The organism is Paenibacillus solani (assembly GCF_001277345.1).
In the GTDB taxonomy this organism is placed as follows: domain Bacteria; phylum Bacillota; class Bacilli; order Paenibacillales; family Paenibacillaceae; genus Paenibacillus_AQ; species Paenibacillus_AQ solani.
This window is the reverse complement of sequence record NZ_LIUT01000001.1, coordinates 2823632-2843190: the sequence shown is the minus strand read 5'-3', so window position 1 is coordinate 2843190 and position 19559 is coordinate 2823632. Positions and strand designations below refer to the sequence as shown.

The 19559-nt window shown below is 47.1% G+C and carries 21 protein-coding genes; 11 read left to right on the top strand and 10 right to left on the bottom strand.

Annotated elements, in window-relative coordinates; translation table 11 throughout:
* Window positions 1-8: 8 nt before the first annotated feature.
* Window positions 9-533 carry a MogA/MoaB family molybdenum cofactor biosynthesis protein gene (locus tag AM231_RS12815; RefSeq protein WP_054402923.1) on the bottom strand — a complete coding sequence of 175 codons (525 nt, stop codon included), beginning with the start codon at window positions 531-533 and terminating at the stop codon, window positions 9-11.
* Between the two features lie 106 nt (window positions 534-639).
* On the opposite strand from AM231_RS12815, the gene AM231_RS12810 reads away from it, so the two are divergent.
* The 7 genes from AM231_RS12810 (at window position 640) to AM231_RS12780 (ending at window position 6752) form a co-directional block, all read left to right on the top strand.
* Complete coding sequence (locus tag AM231_RS12810) at window positions 640-1641, top strand: CobW family GTP-binding protein (protein WP_054402922.1); 1002 nt, start codon at window positions 640-642, stop codon at window positions 1639-1641.
* Window positions 1642-1763: 122 nt separating this feature from the next.
* Complete coding sequence (locus AM231_RS12805; protein ID WP_053492714.1) at window positions 1764-2102, top strand: four-helix bundle copper-binding protein; 339 nt, start codon at window positions 1764-1766, stop codon at window positions 2100-2102.
* Window positions 2103-2251: 149 nt separating this feature from the next.
* Window positions 2252-3475 carry an ROK family transcriptional regulator gene (locus tag AM231_RS12800; protein ID WP_054402921.1) on the top strand — a complete coding sequence of 408 codons (1224 nt, stop codon included), beginning with the start codon at window positions 2252-2254 and terminating at the stop codon, window positions 3473-3475.
* A 120-nt stretch (window positions 3476-3595) separates the two neighbouring features.
* Window positions 3596-4486, top strand: a complete 891-nt coding sequence (locus tag AM231_RS12795; protein ID WP_054402920.1) for an ABC transporter ATP-binding protein — start codon at window positions 3596-3598, stop codon at window positions 4484-4486.
* Window positions 4486-5214: a hypothetical protein gene (locus AM231_RS12790; protein ID WP_242615138.1), complete on the top strand. Its 729-nt coding sequence runs from the start codon at window positions 4486-4488 to the stop codon at window positions 5212-5214. Before AM231_RS12795 ends, AM231_RS12790 begins: the two co-directional genes overlap by 1 nt.
* Window positions 5215-5293: 79 nt before the next feature.
* On the top strand, window positions 5294-5758 hold the full coding sequence (locus tag AM231_RS12785) for a hypothetical protein (protein ID WP_053492718.1): 465 nt from the start codon (window positions 5294-5296) through the stop codon (window positions 5756-5758).
* Between the two features lie 67 nt (window positions 5759-5825).
* The gene (locus tag AM231_RS12780; RefSeq protein ID WP_054402918.1) at window positions 5826-6752 is read left to right on the top strand and encodes a protease complex subunit PrcB family protein; all 927 of its coding nucleotides are present in this window, start codon (window positions 5826-5828) and stop codon (window positions 6750-6752) included.
* Window positions 6753-7364: 612 nt separating this feature from the next.
* Here the strand turns inward: AM231_RS12780 and AM231_RS12775 are convergent.
* Together AM231_RS12775 and AM231_RS12770 are read right to left on the bottom strand one after the other, a co-directional pair.
* Window positions 7365-9431, bottom strand: a complete 2067-nt coding sequence (locus AM231_RS12775; RefSeq protein ID WP_207383614.1) for an ABC transporter ATP-binding protein — start codon at window positions 9429-9431, stop codon at window positions 7365-7367.
* A 39-nt stretch (window positions 9432-9470) separates the two neighbouring features.
* On the bottom strand, window positions 9471-11228 hold the full coding sequence (locus tag AM231_RS12770) for an ABC transporter ATP-binding protein (protein WP_054402916.1): 1758 nt from the start codon (window positions 11226-11228) through the stop codon (window positions 9471-9473).
* Between the two features lie 98 nt (window positions 11229-11326).
* On the opposite strand from AM231_RS12770, the gene AM231_RS29070 reads away from it, so the two are divergent.
* From AM231_RS29070 to AM231_RS12760, 3 genes are all read left to right on the top strand, one after another.
* Window positions 11327-11479, top strand: a complete 153-nt coding sequence (locus AM231_RS29070; RefSeq protein WP_165593398.1) for a hypothetical protein — start codon at window positions 11327-11329, stop codon at window positions 11477-11479.
* Window positions 11480-11837: 358 nt separating this feature from the next.
* Window positions 11838-12143 (top strand): HesB/YadR/YfhF family protein, encoded by a 306-nt coding sequence (locus AM231_RS12765; protein ID WP_054402915.1) that lies wholly within the window; start codon window positions 11838-11840, stop codon window positions 12141-12143.
* A gap of 52 nt (window positions 12144-12195) precedes the next feature.
* The gene (locus AM231_RS12760; protein ID WP_053492723.1) at window positions 12196-12645 is read left to right on the top strand and encodes an NUDIX domain-containing protein; all 450 of its coding nucleotides are present in this window, start codon (window positions 12196-12198) and stop codon (window positions 12643-12645) included.
* Between the two features lie 131 nt (window positions 12646-12776).
* Here the strand turns inward: AM231_RS12760 and AM231_RS12755 are convergent, their stop codons facing one another.
* On the bottom strand, window positions 12777-13289 hold the full coding sequence (locus tag AM231_RS12755; protein WP_053492724.1) for a hypothetical protein: 513 nt from the start codon (window positions 13287-13289) through the stop codon (window positions 12777-12779).
* 133 nt (window positions 13290-13422) lie between these two features.
* Here AM231_RS12755 and AM231_RS12750 point away from each other — a divergent pair, with 133 nt between their 5' ends.
* Window positions 13423-15168: an ABC transporter ATP-binding protein gene (locus AM231_RS12750; RefSeq protein WP_053492725.1), complete on the top strand. Its 1746-nt coding sequence runs from the start codon at window positions 13423-13425 to the stop codon at window positions 15166-15168.
* Between the two features lie 103 nt (window positions 15169-15271).
* On the opposite strand, the gene AM231_RS12745 is transcribed toward AM231_RS12750, so the two are convergent.
* The 6 genes from AM231_RS12745 to AM231_RS12720 all read right to left on the bottom strand — a co-directional run bounded on the left by AM231_RS12745 (window position 15272) and on the right by AM231_RS12720 (window position 19488).
* On the bottom strand, window positions 15272-16564 hold the full coding sequence (locus AM231_RS12745; RefSeq protein ID WP_054402914.1) for a DUF6080 domain-containing protein: 1293 nt from the start codon (window positions 16562-16564) through the stop codon (window positions 15272-15274).
* A gap of 57 nt (window positions 16565-16621) precedes the next feature.
* Complete coding sequence (locus AM231_RS12740) at window positions 16622-16942, bottom strand: EamA family transporter (RefSeq protein ID WP_054402913.1); 321 nt, start codon at window positions 16940-16942, stop codon at window positions 16622-16624.
* Entirely contained in the window at window positions 16932-17273 is a 342-nt protein-coding gene (locus AM231_RS12735; RefSeq protein ID WP_054402912.1) for an EamA family transporter, read from the bottom strand. Before AM231_RS12735 ends, AM231_RS12740 begins: the two co-directional genes overlap by 11 nt.
* Complete coding sequence (locus tag AM231_RS12730; RefSeq protein WP_054402911.1) at window positions 17261-17893, bottom strand: HAD family hydrolase; 633 nt, start codon at window positions 17891-17893, stop codon at window positions 17261-17263. Before AM231_RS12730 ends, AM231_RS12735 begins: the two co-directional genes overlap by 13 nt.
* A gap of 28 nt (window positions 17894-17921) precedes the next feature.
* Entirely contained in the window at window positions 17922-18827 is a 906-nt protein-coding gene (locus tag AM231_RS12725; RefSeq protein ID WP_054402910.1) for a decaprenyl-phosphate phosphoribosyltransferase, read from the bottom strand.
* Window positions 18828-19044: 217 nt separating this feature from the next.
* Window positions 19045-19488, bottom strand: coding sequence for a DUF441 domain-containing protein (locus AM231_RS12720; protein WP_054402909.1), 444 nt, complete (start codon window positions 19486-19488; stop codon window positions 19045-19047).
* Between the last annotated feature and the right edge of the window lie 71 nt (window positions 19489-19559).

The window sequence follows — 19559 nt, the reverse complement described above, 5'->3', positions numbered from 1 at the left end:
CTATGTGATCATTGCTGAGGTTTATGTTTGTCCAGCTCATATTTAATATGCCTTAGCTCAGGGAGCAGAATACGGTTCATGGCCAAGTTTACCGCTCCGGTAGAACCCGGCATCGAGAAGATGGCGGTAGATCTAAGTGTGCCGCCGATCGCTCGGCTCAATATGGCTGCAGTTCCGATATCCTCGGTAAAGCTCAGGTTGCGGAAAATCTCACCAAAGCCAGGCAGCTCCTTGTCCAGCAGGGAAGAGACGGCCTCATAGGTGGTATCCCGGCTTGATATGCCTGTGCCACCGGTTAAAAGGATGATATCAATCTCTGCGTTGCTTACTGCGGTAACGATGATCTCACGAATGGCTTCAAAGTCATCTTGTACAATTTGATAAGCCGTCACGGCATGTCCGGCTTCTTCAAGCAAACGGATCATCAATTGACCACTCTTGTCCGTTTCCTGATTCCGCGTATCCGAGACTGTTATTACCATACAGTTTACGGAAGCGGAGGATTGAAGTTTATGGGTTTGCGCTGTATTCATATTATTGGCAACTCCTGTTTTAGATTATAGTGGGTCTTGCAGTGAATGGATAAAATATAGTAAACTCGCTAGCATAATCAACGATGTAAGCAAAGGAGTAGGAAATGTGGAGCGCGTAACGTCTATATATATTTTATCAGGTTTTCTCGGTAGTGGGAAAACGACATTACTAAGCCGTCTGCTTGCTCACTTTAAGCACCAGGAATTGAGACCTGCCATTGTTATGAATGAGATCGGCGAGGTCAATATCGAAGGATTGGTTGGCGATGAGAAAGTACCGACAGCAGAGATGCTGAGCGGCTGTATTTGTTGTACCATTCGATCAGATTTATCATCTGAAATTGCAATGCTGGTGGATCGTGAGCATCCGGATGTGATCATCATTGAGGCAACAGGAATCGCAAATCCAATGGAAATACTGGACGCTGTGGCAGAAGCATCGTTATATATGCGTATTCAAGTCAACCAGTTGATTACAGTGGTGGATGCGGCGCATCTGCTGCATTTGAATAACGAGCAAAAGGGGAAGACATATCGTTTGATGCAGGAGCAGATTCGTGCAGCTTCTTTTCTCGTCCTGAATAAAGTGGACCAGGTCACCGATCTCGAAAAGGAAACGGTTATGGAGTGCTTGGAGCGATGGAATCCGCATGCGCCGATCGTACCCGCGGTTCGATGTGACTTGAATATGGATGAATTGCTTAAGAGAGATACACAGGGGCATCCTAGGCACGAGCATCGTCATGGTGAAGATAGCGGACATGATCACAAACTAACGGACAACGATTGTACTCATGGACATGCTCACGAAACTCATGATCACGTGATGTCTTACACTTATTATTTCAGCAATCCTATAGACAGCGTGGAGTTTGAACGGTTTATAGCTGGGCTGCCAAGAGATGTTTATCGAGCCAAAGGCATTCTCACCTTTAGCGATACGAATAGTCGGTTTCTGTTCCAGTACGCATTTCGGGAATCTGACTTTATGAAAATCACCCCCCAAGGGCAAGTTCCGGATGTGGTGGTGTTTATCGGAGAGCACTTTCAGAAGTCGCTGCTTAAAGAGCAGCTTGAAAAGCTGGAGGGGAAGCACACGGATGCTTAGACCTGGTGTGGGGGTTAATTGGGCAATGATTCCACTTCCCTTTCTAGCGGCAGCTTGTTTCAGAGTATCCTCCACAGTTTAATACAGAGGCATAGCGTAATAAATACAAGGAGGATATTTAAATGTTAAATGAACTCAAATACAAAGAATGTATCGAAGCATGTCTCCAATGTATGAACGCTTGTAATGTTTGCTATGTATCCTGTCTGAAAGAATACGAGCTGGCCATGCTTCGAGATTGCATAACGCTCGACAGAGAGTGTGCCGATATTTGTGCATTTGCAGCGCAAGCCATGTCAAGAAAAAGCCCATTCCTTAAGGAAATTTGTGAACTGTGCATCAAGGCATGTGATGCTTGCGCCGAGGAGTGCGAGAAACATGACCATGAGCATTGCAAACAATGTGCAGAAGCATGTCGTCAATGTGCCGAGGCTTGCCGCGAAATGCTCAAGCAGATATAATACGAAGTTCCCTGCACGAAGACATCACAGCCTGATTTTCCATAGGGGAAAATCAGGCTTTTTGATGCCCTTAATTTACTAACCCGAAAATTTCCCCTAGAATAGACTGGGTAGGGAAGAAAGATGGTTATAGAGAATGAGGTAATGAAATGAATAATTCAGTAGGCAAGAACAATCGGCATATCCGTAACATGAATCGGATGGGCGTGATCGCGATGCTTCGGGATTACGGCAGTTTAACCAAGGCAGAAATTGCGGCCAAGATGGATTTGACCTTTACCGCTGTCAACAATCTGGTGGAAGAACTTATGCAAGAAGGCTGGATCATGGATGCCGGGTATGATGTTGATGCATATCGCGGAAGAAAGCCTAAGCTCATATCCCTGAATCCTGACGGTATTTACACAGTAGGAGTTCATGTCGACACAGCATTCGTGCGTGCGGGAGTCATGAATTTGCAAGGAAACATGATCCTGGAAGAACGAAGAAACTTTGAAGATAACGCCAATCGAGGCGGCGTTGTTAATGTCATTATATCGACTATTCAAGCGGTTTTGGATCAGACGGAACTTAAATCCCGAATCATTGGCATTGGTGTTGCAGCGCCAGGACCACTCGATCCGATACAAGGCAAGATTCTATCGCCCCCCCATATTCCGGGATTGCATCAAGTACGATTGAAGGGGCTGATCGAGGAGAATACGGAGCTTCCGACCTATTTGGAGAAGGATGCTAACGCAATGGCACTTGGTGAACAGTGGTATGGTAACGGTAGACATTTTAACAGTATGATATACGTGAATGCAGATATGAGTATCGGAAGCGGTTTGATCCTTGATCAGAAGCTATATCGGGTTTCTCCCTTTGGAGCAGGTGAGATTGGTCATTGTACAGTCGATATGGACGGGCCCCGCTGCTACTGCGGCAATCACGGCTGTTTGGATGCAATCGCCTCGGGTATGGCGATCATCAACCATGTGAATGAGAAGCGACTGGGGACTGCTAGTCCTCATGAGTCTCCAATGGCTAACGATGGACACGGTTTAGATCTGTCTGAATTACTCTCTGCTGCAGTCGCTGGAGACCCTTTGGCTGTCCAGAGTCTAACTAATTCGGCACAATACGTGGGCATTGCTCTCGCAAATATCATGAATATACTGACACCCGAAACGATCATCGTTGGAGGCAGTTTGGCTAACCATTATCCTGATTTCTTCGAGCATGTCAAAGAAACAGCGTACAATAGAAGCCTCTCCAGCTTCCATAATCAAATGGTGCTTCAACCTTCGGAATTAGGAGAGCATGCGGGCATGGTGGGTGCTGGAACCATGGTATTTGAAAAACATCTCAGCGAAATGGGCGACAAGGAGTAGAGCTTATCTGCTTCAAATTAAAATAGGATATCGCATGAAATGAAGATATGAAGTGGTCGAGATAACGGCGAGCAAACATGTTATCGAATAGGTGTAAGATGTTAACAGGAGTTGATCTGGTTGCAAGAGCTGCTGGGGTTAAATGGAGTGCATAAGCGCTTTGGTAAAAGTGTCGTCTTACATAACATCGATTGGAGCATCGCCCGAGGTGAATGCGTTGCGATTACGGGAAGCAACGGGGCGGGGAAGAGCACCTTGCTGCATATGATTGCGGGGCTTGCCTATCCCTCGGAAGGTTCTCGAATCGAAGCAGTATCCCCTTTACGAGTAGGATATGTACCCGAACGATTTCCTGCACTCCGATTTCGTCCTACTGAATATCTGGGCTATATGGCTCGCATTCAAGGAATGGATAAGCAGGAAGCCAGGAAGCGAATCCAGGCGATGCTAAATCTATTTCAACTTCAGGACATAATGATGACACTATGCTCTAAAGGCATGCTGCAAAAGGTAAATATCATGCAAGCCTTGCTGCGTCAGCCTGAACTTTTGGTTTTGGATGAGCCTCTTTCAGGGCTGGATGAGTCATCCCAAATGGAGATGATCGGCATATTGCGTGAAGTCAAAAGACAAGGTACAGCCATAACGATGTCTGTACATGAACCGCTGCTCATAACATCGTTAGCAGACCGGGAGACAAGGCTACGCCTGGGACGAATCCAGCGGGATGGAATGCTGGAAAACGAACCGGTGCTCGCCAGAATGAAACTGGAGTTCATTGGTGTGCATCCGGACACGATGACAGAATTGGAGAACAATAGGGGTTTTCTCTATTGGATATCACGGGGTACTCCTGCATCCATGGTCGTTGAGAGACAGGCCACAGACGATATCGTACTATATATTTTACAGTCCGGAGGGTCACTGATTCGGCTTGAGCCCAAGGATGGAGAGATGACAAGCGCTGTGGACTTCTCGACGGGACCGGAGATAGCGGGAGGGGAGACATAATGATATCAATGATTCGTTATCTGTTGGCCAGTTATACCAGGTCCTATCGATATTTTGCTCCCCTCGCTTTTATAATCATATCGGTGATGCTGATCTATTCTTATCGTCCCAATCCGATTATGAGCAGCTATGCGGTAACATCCGCTCTTCTGTTTATCGGCTCAGCATGGCTTGGCTTGAACTTCTTCAATCACGATCAAGGACGGCAGTCGATGCTACTGATTATCCATAGCGGAAAGCCGATCCGATATTATTCCGCCCAGTATTTTACCGCTGCTCTACTATCTATGATATTTAGTTTGTTTGCGGTGCTTTTTCCGGTTTTGTTTGGGATGTTTGATAAGCCGATTTCGTTGTTGGAGTTTGCGCTCGGTTATTTGGGACATGTGGCCTTAGCTTTGCTCGGTATTTCTCTCTCAGTTTTTTTTCAATTTGGCTTTATAGAGAACCAGGGAAGGGCGGCTGGCCTGCTGATCATCATCATGGTGATTTCATTAGCGGGACAGACCCTGCAACAGAAAATCCCTTCTAATATCGGGTTTATTATCTATGTGCTGCCCCCTGTCTCCACCACGATCGATTTGTTCATGCATATAGAAGATCGGTCTGCGATCAGCACCTTTGTTACGATATTATATTCATACCTATACAGCTTCATATTACTTGCGATTTATCTCTGGACGGTCTGCCGCAAGGACGCGGCAGCGCTGATTCGAAAAGTAGGTTGAAGTAGAGGGAATCTTCCTTTACCATAAGGATATACACAAATAGAAACGGTAAAGACAGCCAATACTAGAGGAGGATACCATGAAACAATCTCGACTGTTGGACAGTGACCACTCCAAAGAGCTGTTTGCCTATTTCGGATTAGCGGTGTATTATTCACAGGCCCTTGAACAGCAGCTTGCAAATTTGTTGATGCTGATCAAGCTTTCCCAAGGAAATGTGCCTTCAGAAGAAGATTTCACCCAACTATATCAGCGGAAATTAAGCAGCTCTCTGGGCCAACTGGTACATGAGATACAGCATTACTTTCCGTTCTCCGAAGAAGAAACGCTTCAATTAAAGGAAGTCTGGAAGCAGCGAAACTATATTGTCCATGATTATTTTAAAGAGCGGATTCATGAAACATTCAGTCCGGCGGGACGTTCTCGGATGATTCGGGAGTTAACCGCATTCAAGGATCAGGCCCAGGCTCTTGAGCAGAAGCTGCAGGGTTATTCGCGCGAAATGTACGTGAAGCTGGGCTTGGACGGCGAGAAAAGTGTATAGCAGGAATGAGCGCTGAGATGAAACATATTCCAGCACCTCTGCGTCAGAGATCATAGGAGGTGTAAATATGAAGAACACGATGAAATGGTTGACGGCAGTGCTTGTCGCATCTTCTTTGCTCGGAGCCAGCGGCGCTTCTGCCTTCACCGATATCCAAGAGGAGAATTCTATTTCGATGGTGAAAGAGCTGCAAGCCAAAGGAATTATACAAGGGATTAGCACAGAGCGATTCGCTCCGGCTGAGACGATAAAGACCGCGCAAGCGATACAGATGATTGTCAACCTGGCGGACCTGAAGGTACAGCCGAACTTTACGGGGCGCTCCTTTGACAGCGTGCCGAAGCATGCCTGGTATGCTAATGCTGTCAATATTGCGGCTCAGAACGGATTATCCGTATCCGCTGACATGAAATGGAATGAGCCTATAACGCGTGAAGGGTTTGCAGTTCTGCTCTCGGAAGCGATTCAGAAGACGGGTAATTATCCACTGATTATGATGTATCTGCATGTGGCTGACGAGGATCAGATGAAAGAGGAGAGCCGGGGGGCTGTTCAATTTCTGCTGTTAACCAAAATAGCAAAACTCGATGACCATGATAAGTTTTATCCTGCGAAGAGTATGACACGGATGGAGGCAGCAGAACTTGCGTACCAATCGGTTCAATTCATTGAGCAGCATCAGAAGAACAACATACCCAAGGAGCCAGGAAAGATGGATCCAAACGTGAGCATTAGCATTTCGAGGGTAGACGATGCTCAGAACAAAGTGACAGTAACCAAGCATGAGTTACCACATCCCGGGTATGGCATCAAAATCACTTCGGTCGACTATGTTACAGACAACGAAGCAGTGATTTATTACAAAGTTCTGCAGCCCGACCCGGATATGATGTATCCACAAGTCATTTCATCGGCTTCCGATGACGTCATCGTGCCATCCAAATATACCAAAGTGAATGTCCAAGCAGCCGGTATTATCGAGTTTACGAAGTAAACTGCCAATCTAATCGCTGAATAGAAAATAGAACAACAAATAAAAGGCTGCTCCAACAGATCACCAGATCTTAGGGGCAGCTTCTATTTGCGTGCAAGACGCTCCGCGTACGAAACGTTCTTCCCCTCGCTGTTGCCCCCAAATTTCTTGGAATGACTCTAGAAAGGAAGAAATTCGGGGGCAAAGGCTACCGCTACCGCTGGTCCGGAATCGTTTCGTCCTCTCCGCTGCTTCGTGCATAGTCATCCATTAAAAACAGATAACACAAGGAAAGCACGCTTTGGTAGAATGAAAGTGTCTAAGTCACTGTCCATACGAAGAATGATTGAACCGTAAAGTGTGTTTGATCTAATCATAAATTACTGAGGGTTCAGACGTTTTCTGCTTCGGGGTCTGCCTTGAGGCCGGATGGTTTTCACTCGCTCACAATTTCTTTGAGAAGGCGGCGTTTGACCAAAATAAAGAAATGGCGGCACAGAATTGATTTCTGATGCCGCCATTTTTTTGTTTTTTTGTGATTTTTCATCTAATGAGGTGTTCGTTAAAAAAACAGATCTACTTTTGGGGCAGCCTTTTATTATTTGTCACCACAGAAGCGTGGAGGTTTTCTGATTACACATGACCACCGGCCATGTTACTGTTGGAAGCGGCCATCACGGTTTCCTTATTCTCTGAAATCGATGGCGTGCTGCCTTGCTGAAGCTGATACATTTTAAAGTATCTTCCGCCTAGGGCCATCAATTCGTCATGGGATCCCTGTTCTACAATTTCTCCGCGGTGAAGGACCAGAATCTGGTCGGCGCTGCGGATCGTAGATAAGCGGTGGGCAATGATGAATGTCGTACGTCCACGCTTCAGAACCTCCAGTGCTTCTTGGATCAAGGCTTCCGTTTCCGTATCGATGTTCGCAGTGGCTTCATCAAGAATCAGGATGGCCGGGTTGAACGCCAAAGCCCGGGCAAAAGAGATTAGCTGGCGCTGACCGGCTGACAGTGTGCTCCCCTTCTCCAGTACCGGCTCATCAAAGCCTTGTGGAAGATGAGCAAGCAGTCTATCGGCACCCACGTCGCGAAGTGCTTGCTCCACTTGTTCCCGTGTAATACTCGGGTCACCCAGACTGACATTCGAAGCAATCGTACCGGTGAACAGATACGGGTCTTGCAGGACGATTCCCATATGCTTGCGGAGCCATTGCTTAGGAATATCGGTCACAGGCTGCCCATCAATGGTAATCGTGCCTTTCTGCGGGTCATAAAATCGAAACAGCAGATTGATGATGGAGCTCTTCCCGGAGCCAGTATGTCCGACAAGCGCCACAGTCTGACCCTGTTTCGCTTCAAATGAAATGTTCTTAAGTACATAGTCCTTCTTGTAAGCGAACGATACATCTTGAAACTCCACATTTCCTAAATAACGCGGCATGCTGCCGTCCGTTACCTTTTCGCCTGTTTCATCCATCAGCTCAAATACCCGTTTGGCGGAAACGATGGAGGTATCGAGGGCGGCCAGCTGGTTAACCATGCCTGTTATCGGCTGGAACATGCGGCCAAGCAGATCAACGAAGGCGTAGAGTACACCGATTGAGACGATGCCCGCACCGTTCAATGAGGCCGATCCGAAATACCAAAGCACGACTACAAAGGAGACGTTACGCAGCACATTCACCAGGTTGTGTGTGGTGAAGGAGTTCAGATTGAGCATTTTGTTCTGATGAGCCATATAGTCAGCATTCAGCGCCTCGAACTCTTCCTGGGTCGCTTTTTGGCGGCGGAATACACGAATAATGGCCATCCCCTGAATGGATTCATTAATGATAGCGTTAATCTCGCTCAGTCGGGAGCGGATAACCGTATTGTATTTGGTTGCAAATTTACGGTACAGGATAGTCCATACAACCAGCATAGGAATAACAAACAAACTGATCAGGCCAAGTCTGACATCCAGCAGGAACAAGGCGACATAAACACCCGTGATATACACGGCGCCAGAGCTGAAATTGGACAATACTGCAACGAATAGGTCTTTTACCGCTTCTGTATCATTGGTTACCCGGGAAACCACTTTCCCAGCCGGTAAATTATCAAAGAAGTTGACGGGCAGCCGCTGAATATGGGCATATACATCGGTACGCAGCTTCTGGATGACCCGATTGGCTGCGGATTGCAGCCAGTAGGTCCTGCCGAACACCGTAATCATGGAGATCAGCAGACAGATCAGGAATAGTCCGACCAGCTTGTAGATGCTGGGAATCTCTGGTTTATAAAATTGAAACAGCTGTTCCTTGGTTAACTTGACAGCCGAATACTGCAATTCTTCTGAACCGTAAGAAATGGATATAATACCGTCTTTAAAGGAGCGGTTGCCTTCAGTTCGGGCTACCGGCTCATCAATGAAATAGAAGCTGCGGCCTGCCTGAACGAGGCGTACTTCCTGTCCCTTCGTCTCACCTTCTTGGAAGCGATCCTCACGTTTATAATAAGTCCCGTTATAGGATGAAGCACCTTGAGCTTGCGACGTTTCGTAATAAGGGCGCTCGATGCCCAGAATATGCTCGTCAATCATCGTTTTTGCGATGAAGGGGCCGGCGAGCTCTGCCGCTACGCCGATAGCGAGCAGAATCAAGGCGGTGATGAAGGTGCCTTTTGCCGTTAAGGCATACCGGAATAGCCGTTTTGCCATTCCGGATTCATTCGATATGGTCGTGTCACTGGGAGTCAATTAAGACACCTCCTCCGAGGTCAGATTGTTTTCTACCTGCTGGCGTTCGAATTGTTCACGGTACCAGCCGCCAAGCTCCAGCAGTTCATCATGGGTTCCTTGCTCCGTAATTCTACCGTCTTCCAGCACAACGATCAGGTCAGCATGCTGTACGGCAGAGAGACGGTGTGTTGAGATGAGAGTCGTCTTGCCGGCGCGTTTGCTCCGGATATTATCGATGATTCTGGCTTCCGTCCGGGCGTCCACAGCGGACAAGGAATCGTCCAAGATCAAGATTTCCGGGTCACCGATAAATGCTCGGGCCAGTGAGACTCTTTGTTTTTGTCCGCCGGATAACGCTACGCCTTTCTCGCCGACAATGGTATCAAGACCGTCGGAGAGGGTAACCAGATCACGGTCAAAAGCGGCGGTGGTGATGGCTTCCATAATACGTTCGTCACTGGCATCCTTTTTGCCGAACTGGATGTTCTGACGCACCGTCTTGGAGAATAGGATTTGTTCTTGCGGAACATAGCCGATCCAGCTGTGGAGCTGGTCGGTTGCCAGAGATTCCATCGATACGTCCGATATGAGAATTTCGCCGGTTCCGGTAGGGTACTCATGGAGTAGCTGTTTCAGCAGCGTTGATTTACCGCTCCCTGTGCGCCCTACGACCCCGAGCGTCTGACCTTTATCCAGTGTAAAGTTGATATGTTTCAAATTATCAATTGTAGAGGATGGATAACGGAAGGTAACATCCTTAAACTGAATGGTTTCCGGTATATTTACTTCTGCTGGGTTCGCGGTGTCGGTAACATCTGGCGGGGTCTTTAAGGTTTCGTTGACCCGATCCAGCGAAGCGTTTCCGCGCTGCATGATGTTGATCAATTCTCCGATCGCGAACATCGGCCAAATCATCATCCCGAGGTACATGTTGAACGATACGAGATCTCCGAGCGTGATTTGATTCTGGAACACCATGTACACCCCATAGGTTAAACCGATAACATAGCTGAGGCCGATGGAAAAATTGATTGTCGGTTCGAATAAGGCGTCTACCTTGGCAACCGCAAGATTTTTGCGATATACATCGTCCGTAATGTCCTGGAAACGCTGTTGATCTGCGCGCTCCTGGACATAAGCACGTACGACACGCACGCCGGCTACAGATTCCAGAACCTGGTCGTTCATGTCGCCGAAAGCATCCTGCGCCAGCGTGTAACGCTTATGAATGGCTTTCCCATAGATAACCATGCCAATGGCAATGATCGGCATGGGCAGAATGGCCGCGAGTGTCAGTTTCCAGCTGACAATGAATCCCATGGCGAACAGGACGACGACCAGGTATATGGTGGAGTCCGTCATGACAAGCATGCCGAAGCCGGCGGTCGCTGCTACGGAGCGAAGGTCATTGGTGGCCTTGGCCATCAAATCACCGGTACGGTTACGCTCGAAGAACGGCGGGAGCATCCGCAGCAAATGATTCATGTATCGGGTGCGGAGCAGGCGTTCGACGAGATTTGCTCCTCCAAATAATCGATGCATCCATATGTAAGTAGCGCAGTATACAACTGCGACGATCCCGAGGATCATAAGCAGATACTGGATGAGAGAAGCCCAGGTGATGGAGCTGCTTACGATATCGTCAATGGCATTTCCGAGCAGCAGCGGCGGAAGCAGCTCAACCAATCCGCAGAAGATGAGCATCGCAAGACCGATCAAATACCGTTTTTTCTCTTGTTTGAAGAACCAGCCTAAATTTTTAAGTACGGCAAACACGTGATCCCTTCCTTTCGTATGTCGTTATGGCATCGTATTTCATCTGCAAAACCAAAAAAAGCATATCATCCGGCGACGGAAGATATGCTTCATTAATCTTGAACTTATCATTACGCACGGTGATCATGACCTCCCATGATTTCCGTGCAGCAGTTAGCAGCTTCGTTCTTATCGAGTTACAGCATTGGCTGCAGTATGAACGAGACTGGATGACGATGACACAGCATCTGTGGGGAGTCGATCCATATTAAATTGTAAGAACTTATGATCCAGATGATCTTGATCCATTGCAAACAGTTTCAACATGTCACTCACCCTTTCTTCTTGAATTTACATTTTATTCAATCTGATCTCGTATGGACTGAATTTTATCACCATGAACTGGAATGTGTCAAACTTATTTTTTCGTTTCGCTATAAAGATACTTGAAAAAGCCTACTGGGATAGCTCTTTATGTCACTATTTATTTATCAAAATGATTTGTAACCGAGCATATGTATGCGTTATGATAATATTACATCTCACTGGATGATACCGTCCCTAAGATCTCCAGTCCTCAAGAAGACAGGGACCACAATATATGATATCTAAAGGAGGGTGTACGGCAGCATGCAAATTCAAGTCAGTGATCAGGCAGCCCGTTGGTATAAGAGAGAGCTTGATCTTCAAGCAGGCACGTTCGTCCGCTTCTTTCCACGATATAGCTCCGGCGGGGGGCTCCATCCCGGTTTCTCGCTAGGTATTTCGGTGGAGGAACCAAGAGAAGCTGGATTGACAGAGCGATCCGAAGAGCTAACGTTTTTTATGGAAGAGCAGGATCTATGGTATTTGAAGGGGTATTCACTCCGTGTGAAATATGAGGAATCCTTGGACGATATTTTGTATATTTATGAAGAAGAGGGCGCAGTAAATTAACATGAACATGAAGTTAGACTGCAGCGTCATCTAGGGAAAGGAGGCTCCCAAGATGAGCGTATATCACCGTGATATTCGCCAATACATCGGCAAACGTTCGGTGGTCCGTGTGAAGGCGGCGGTGCTGGTGCTGAACGAGAATGGAGAGATTCTGCTCCTGAAACGGCAGAACAGGGACGAATGGGGGATTCTGCTCGGAAACCTGAGGCCCGGCGAGGCTCTTGAAGACACTGCTTCAAGAGAATTGTGGGAAGAGAGCGGCCTGACAGCGGATGATATGCGACTCTTGGATCTGGTATCAGGTCCGGAATATATGAAGAAGCATCTTGGCGGGGATGAGGTATATTATGTGATCGGGGTCTACGAAGCAACCGGTTTGCACAGCGCAATTCATTTGTCCCCGAATACAGAAGTATCACTTAAATATTTTGACTTTTCAGCCCTGCCTGCGATGGATGCGATTACCATTCGTTTGCTGGATAAGGTAAAAAAGAAGTGCTAAAAGCATATTCATGCGGCATTATTGCGACTTAAATTCCCCGCAGGGGGAATTTTTTTCGGTTAATAATGAGGAGTCCCAGCCCCATTCAACCGGGGAGGGACTCCTTTTGAGTATAAAGCACATTCTGAATATCAAGGTTGTCTGGACACTGGGAATTCCAGTGCGAAATCAAAGTCATCGATATCAAATACCTGAACAGGCAGCGCGCCTTCAACGATGCGCTGGATCAATTCGTATTGATCTGTCAGTATGGGTGCCTCCGCTCGTTGGGATGCTAACAGGAGCTCGGTTTCCACAGGGTCAAAGGATTCACCATATGGTGCGGTATCCAGGGTGTTCATAACCGATACCCGGGTAGTTTCACTCACGGGAATGTAAGGGCTCTTGGCCCAAGGAGACTGTAAGGCGCGTTCGATTTTTTTCCGGTTCAAAGGCTCTTCAAAATAGGAAATCAATTCGCCGATTTTTGTTTTGACATGCTCATCATCGGCACTGCTATTCATGAGATGTTCCTCAGTTGTATGCAGTTCATATAATTCCAGAATGGAAGTGTATGGGATAATATATTCGACGGATTTGGTTGGTATTAACAACTGACCATATATGGCGAGCATAACGGCCTCCGTCACGAAAACTCGGGTCATGACTAAATCCTCCTGCAAGACATGATACAATTTATAAGATTAGAACTAATAAAGCATTGAAGTTCATAAATGTCAACTGCTCTGAGTCTAATTACCAAGTGGATATTACGTAAGAAAGGGGCTGTTATCACCATTGAAGTCATGGAAAATCTATTATCCTTTTGTTAAGCCCTATATGAAGTGGATCGTTCTGACACTCATCATCGGCATGATTAAATTTGCGATTCCGCTCCTTTTGCCCATGATTATGAAATATGTGGTGGATGATCTGTTGATTAACCAGCAGATGTCTGTCGAACAGAAAATTCAGGATTTGATGTGGATTCTGGCGGGGACGCTTGTATTATTTATTGTCGTGCGCGGACCGGTGGAATTTTTGCGACAGTATTTTGCCCAGTTCATAACCAGCCGGATCTTGTTTGATATGCGAAACCGGCTTTATGCCCACCTCCAGCGCCTATCTCTCCGCTATTATCAGAACACCAAGGTAGGAGAGGCGATATCCCGTTTTATAAATGACGTGGAGCAATCCAAAAACCTGGTGGAAGTTGGCATGATGAACATATGGCTGGATATGTTTACTTTGCTGTTTGTACTGATCGTAATGTTCTTTATGAATCCCGTATTGACACTGGTTGCCATCTCGGTTCTTCCGTTGTATGGACTTGCAGTCAATCTGCTGTATAAGCGGCTTAAGCGTTTGACAAAAGACCGGTCGCAAGCGCTCGCAGGCATTCAGGCATACCTGCATGAGCGGATTCAAGGCATCTCGGTCATTCGAAGCTTTACTCTGGAGCGGTACGACCAGAAAAAATTCGAAGGAATCAACGGCAATTTTCTTAATAAAGCATTGGCTCAGACACGCTGGAATGCACTTACGTTCTCCATTATCAATACGCTGACCGATATTGCTCCGATTCTGGTTATCGGTTATGGGGGCTACCGTGTCATCCAAGGGGACCTGACATTGGGTACATTTGTTGCGTTTTTTGGTTATCTCGACCGGTTGTATGCGCCTCTGCGCCGATTGATCAACTCTTCTACGGTCCTGACGCAGGCCTCAGCCTCGCTGGAGCGGGTCAAGGAGCTCTTGGACGAGCCTTATGACATTGTGAACCGGCCAAATGCCAAGACGCTCAAGACGGCAGGACAGATCGAATTTGAACATGTTTACTTCAAATATAATGATGAAGCAGGCTGGGTGCTTGAGGATATTAACCTGACCATTCAGCAAGGCCAGACGGTAGCGTTCGTTGGCATGAGTGGTGGCGGCAAATCGTCGTTAATTGGGCTGATCCCGCGGTTCTATGACGTACAGCAGGGAGCCGTGAAGATGGGTGGCTACGATGTCAGGGACCTCACCCTGGACAGTTTACGCGGATCGATTGGTATGGTACTACAGGACAACTTCCTGTTCAGCGGTACGGTCCGAGAGAATATTCTGTTTGGTAACCCGGATGCAGGTGAGGATGCGATTGTTGCGGCTGCTAAAGCTGCCAATGCCCATGACTTCATCTCCCAACTGCCGCAAGGCTATGATACGGAAGTGGGTGAACGGGGCGTCAAGTTATCTGGAGGACAGAAGCAGAGACTTGCGATTGCCCGTGTCTTTCTGAAAGATCCGGATATCCTGGTACTGGACGAGGCCACCTCGGCTCTGGATCTGGAATCCGAGCATCTGATCCAGCAGGCCCTGCAATCCTTGTCAAGCAACCGAACGACGCTTATCGTGGCTCATCGCCTTTCCACCATTACTCATGCCGATCAAATCGTTGTGCTTGAGAACGGCAGGATTACTGAGCAGGGAACACATAGCGAGCTGATGGATCGTGATGGAAGTTATGCGAGACTGTACAACGTCCAGCATCTGGAGACTTAATAAATCTACTTGAATTCCGTAAAACGACAAGAAGACCCGTTCACAATAGATTGGCCCTAGAGGCCTGGTTTATTGTGGACGGGTCTATTCATGTTTCAAGAGATTACTTCTGGATATTTTTGAATACCGTGTCATAGGTCATCTGAATATAATCCAGTATCTGTCCGTGCAAGATGATGTTGTTTATTAAGGTGGTTAGGAGGAACAGAGTCATAATACCAGTTAAAGCCTGCTGAATCCGGAGGTGCTTCGTGCTCGCAATAAACATCGCGGCAAGCACAAATATGGCAAACAGATAATGTCCTGCGTATAAGTAAAGATCATACGCATAAGTAGCCAAACCAAATCCAACGATGATATGCAGCAGAATGGCAAACAGAATATAGATGCTGAACGCCCAGGTATCTCGCGACTGGATTCCTTTTATGAAGGATAGAATCGCAAGTATAAGCATTCCGAGCCCGACGATGTGAACATGAATCGGATAGGGCTTGGCCAAATTCGTTACAAAGGCTGCGATTCCCGGATCAATCATGGCTAGCTCAGGCGACAGGACGGGGCTCACAAACAGCATGTAGAAGACTCGTGAATGATGCTCGAATGAAAAAGGAGAAACATAGCCGAGTGCACCGTTCTGCACGCTTGAGAATATATTTCCGATCCATGATTTACCCGAGAACAGCAAGTGCTGGAGCAGGGTAACGATCGCCGCCATTCCCAGAAAAACAAGCATGATGATCATGAAACGTTTAAATGTACCCTTTTGCCGTCTGTCGAACTGGCTGATCAGCAGCGATCCTGCGAACGTTGCAACGTTCGTAGACGTAATACCGAAGTTAAACAGAGCCAGGAAGGCATTCGGGATGACAGCAAAACGATTCTCCATACGGCAATAATGCAGATATGCAGCTGAGAGGATAATCATAAACTGCGCATAAGCATATGAATCCGGAATGAGTGTCGTGAACAGCGAATAGGAGCTAATACCGAAGAAAGCAGCTGTCACGAGGGACAGCGTCCAGCCCGCACCGCTTCTGCGGATGATGTAATAGACCAGCGCCGCGCTGAAGGCATTCAAGATGGATTGAATGAGCAGATAGGGGAGGTTTACGCCTCCGATCATCGTCACTAACGGACTGGTCAGGAAATTAATGAATGGATGAATGATCGAGATGTTCTCCGGACCATATTCCATTGAAGGATCGAAGTTAAACAGGTTCAGTGTAAAAGGCGCCCCGTAGAACGGGCTGTGCGGCATCAACTCAGCAGCATGATCCTTAATATAATTCACGAATGGAAGATTCATGAAAATGTACCATAAGGCCAAACATACGCTTAATCCGATCGCCGTGTAGTTATCTTTTTTATGTCGAAATAAATAATTGAAAAAAGTCATGTTTTCGTCCCACCATCTTTCCTTGATAAGTACCCACCATAATTTAACCGGCTCATCTTACCAGATGAGAAGAAGCAATCCGGAGATGATGAAGGCCACACCGGCTATTTTTTGAATCCCGATGGTTTCCTTGAATACCAGTTTGGCAAACAATAGGGCCCATAAGAACGTCAGTGCGTTGGCCGGCATTACTAATGTGTAGGGAAGTTTCCCGAGCAGGTAAATGTTCAGCAAGGCCCCCAATCCATAACTAAAAAAACCGATCAGCAGCAGCTTGAGTTGTTTACGCGCGGTATAGCCCTTGAAGAACACGCTGCCCAGGGAGCCCAGCAAAGTCATCAGGAGCAGAAGTATGTATAGAAACCCGTCATTTTTCATAGGAAGTTAAAGTCACCCCGATTCCAAGCAGGGCTACGGCAGCCAGTTTTTGCAGGGTTAGCGGTTCATCTAGAAACCAATCGCCATAGAACAGAGCGACGATATAACTGATGCACATGAGAGGATAGGCGACGGACAGCTTCTCCAGAGAAAATGACTTGATCATAAGAATGGCACCAAGACCGTAACAGATAAAACCGATTCCCATGTATAGCAGATGGGTATGTCCCCATTTCCAGAACAGCTGGCCGGTAGCCGTCAAAAAAGCCGACAGGATCATGAACAGCTTGCCCAGGTGTCGAGGAGCGCTCTGTGCTTTTATCTGTTCCATCTTAAACCCTCGCATCCATGAGCGGATTTGTGATTGATCAAAAATTTGTGTTTGACAAGTCCCAGCATCGGCAGATCGGACAAAGAGTCGGAATAAGCACAGGAAGAATCATAGTCTATGGTTAGCTGCTGTTCAGTTAAATATTGCTGAATTCGGTGCACTTTTTCCTCTCCCTTGCAATTATTTCCTTCGATCATAGAGGTAAAGCGTCCGTTCTTTACAGATAGTTTCGTAGCGATCACCTTATCGACATAAGGCAGCTCTGCAAAGTATCTCATATATGCGTCTGGAGATGCCGTTACCAGCAGTACATGATAGCCTTCGCTTTTCTTATCCTGCATTTTCTTCAACGCATCAGGATAAATAGCGGGTTTTAATTCTGTTTCGTAAAAATGCTTAAGGTCGGCATCCTCCAGGTGGCGCATAGCATGAAAATAAGCGCTTTTCGCCTTTTCGGCTTGCATGAGCCCCAGTTTGTACAAGAGGGAACGCAGCACGACATTTAAGATGACCGGCGAACTGGCCGGTTTCTTACGTATGCCGAATTTCAAGAATTGAAACATGGAGTCTGTGTGAATGATCGTTTTGTCGATGTCAAAGATTGCGAATTTCGTCTTCATAAGATTTCCCTCGTTTAACCATTCTGTATTATTCAAGATAGATCAATATCCCGATGACGCTAATTACATAGAGGATCACGGTGACAAGGATATGTGTGTCTTCCAGAAGCACCCGGTCGGGAGCGCCGCCTTTTTTCTCGATATGTATCAGATAAAGATAACGGAACATCCCGTAGATGACGAGCGGTATGGTCCACATCAGGTGGACGGTTCTTCCGGACGTAAAGGTAAACAGCGAGTAAGTGATGATGGTTGCCGTGGTTACGATGCTGCTCATCTGGTCCAATAAATCGAACGAATATTGATCCAGCACTTTACGATGGGAGCCCTTGTCTTGCTGAAGCAGATAAAGCTCGTGTCGTCTCTTGCCGATTGCTAGGAAGAGGGAGAGCAGCATAGTACAGAGCAGGAACCAAGGTGTGAATGGGACATGAATAACCAGTCCGCCTGCGATGGCGCGCAGTACAAACCCGGCTGCGATAATCATGATGTCGATGATGACAACATGCTTCAGCCGGAAGGAGTAGGCAACATTCATGGCAAAATAGAGCAGCAATAAGCCGGTAAACAGCGGATTCAGTACATAAGACACGGCTAAAGAAACCATGAGCAGCAGAGCGCCGAACACAATCGCTAGCTGTGGTGGCAGAGCTCCTGAAGCCATAGGACGGTGTTTCTTCACCGGATGGTTGCGGTCCGCTTCGCGGTCGGCATAATCGTTCACAATGTATACACAGCCGGAAACGAAGGACAACAGGAAGAAACCGATGATGGTTTCGAATAGTGATCTGGGGCCTATGGTTTCAAATGAAAATAAAGGAGCTGCAAAGATTAACAGGTTCTTCGTCCACTGCTTCGGTCTTAATTGCCTGAAGAGCAGCAGAGGCATCTGTCTTAGCGGAGCTGCGGTCGTTTCTGTATTCGTTGAAGACAAAGCGTTACCTCCTGGTGGATCATATTTTACAAGGGATCATAGAAGAACCGCTAAAACACGATAGCTATCATACCATAAAATAGACTATAAATGGTAATCTAATCCCTATATATGGACCTAATTATAAAACAAATAAACCTCCCCAAAAGTTCATGAAACCCTTGGGGAGATTATTGCTCTTCCAGTATTAACTTTAAACTGAGAGAAAGTGCTGCAGCTACGATTTGCCAATAAGCAAGGACAGCAGGCCAGCAGCGATTAGCGGGCCTACAGGGACACCACGGAACAAGGCTACACCAAGTACAGTACCGACGAGAAGGCCGGCAACCACCGTTGGATTGCTGCCCATCAGTGTGGCTCCCCGGCCGCCAAGATAAGCAACAAGCATGCCAACAGCGATCGCGAGGAGCGACTTCCAGTTCAGGAAGGATTCGCCGATCGATTGCAGGCTCATTTTGCCGCTGGCCAGCGGCGACATCACGCCAATCGTGAGAATAATGACGCCGAGTGTCAGTCCATATTTCTCCAGCCAGGGGAATGCTTGTTGAAATCCGGTCACGCGAATGAACAGCAATACCAGCATGGCGACCGTAATTGCAGTGTTGCTGCTGATTATCCCAAGACCCGCCATAGCCAGCAGGATGAGTGAAGTTATGTCCATGGGGATCACTCCTTATGTTTTAGATATCAGAAAGTAAGAAGAACCGAGAGCCGCGAGTCTTTCTGATATCG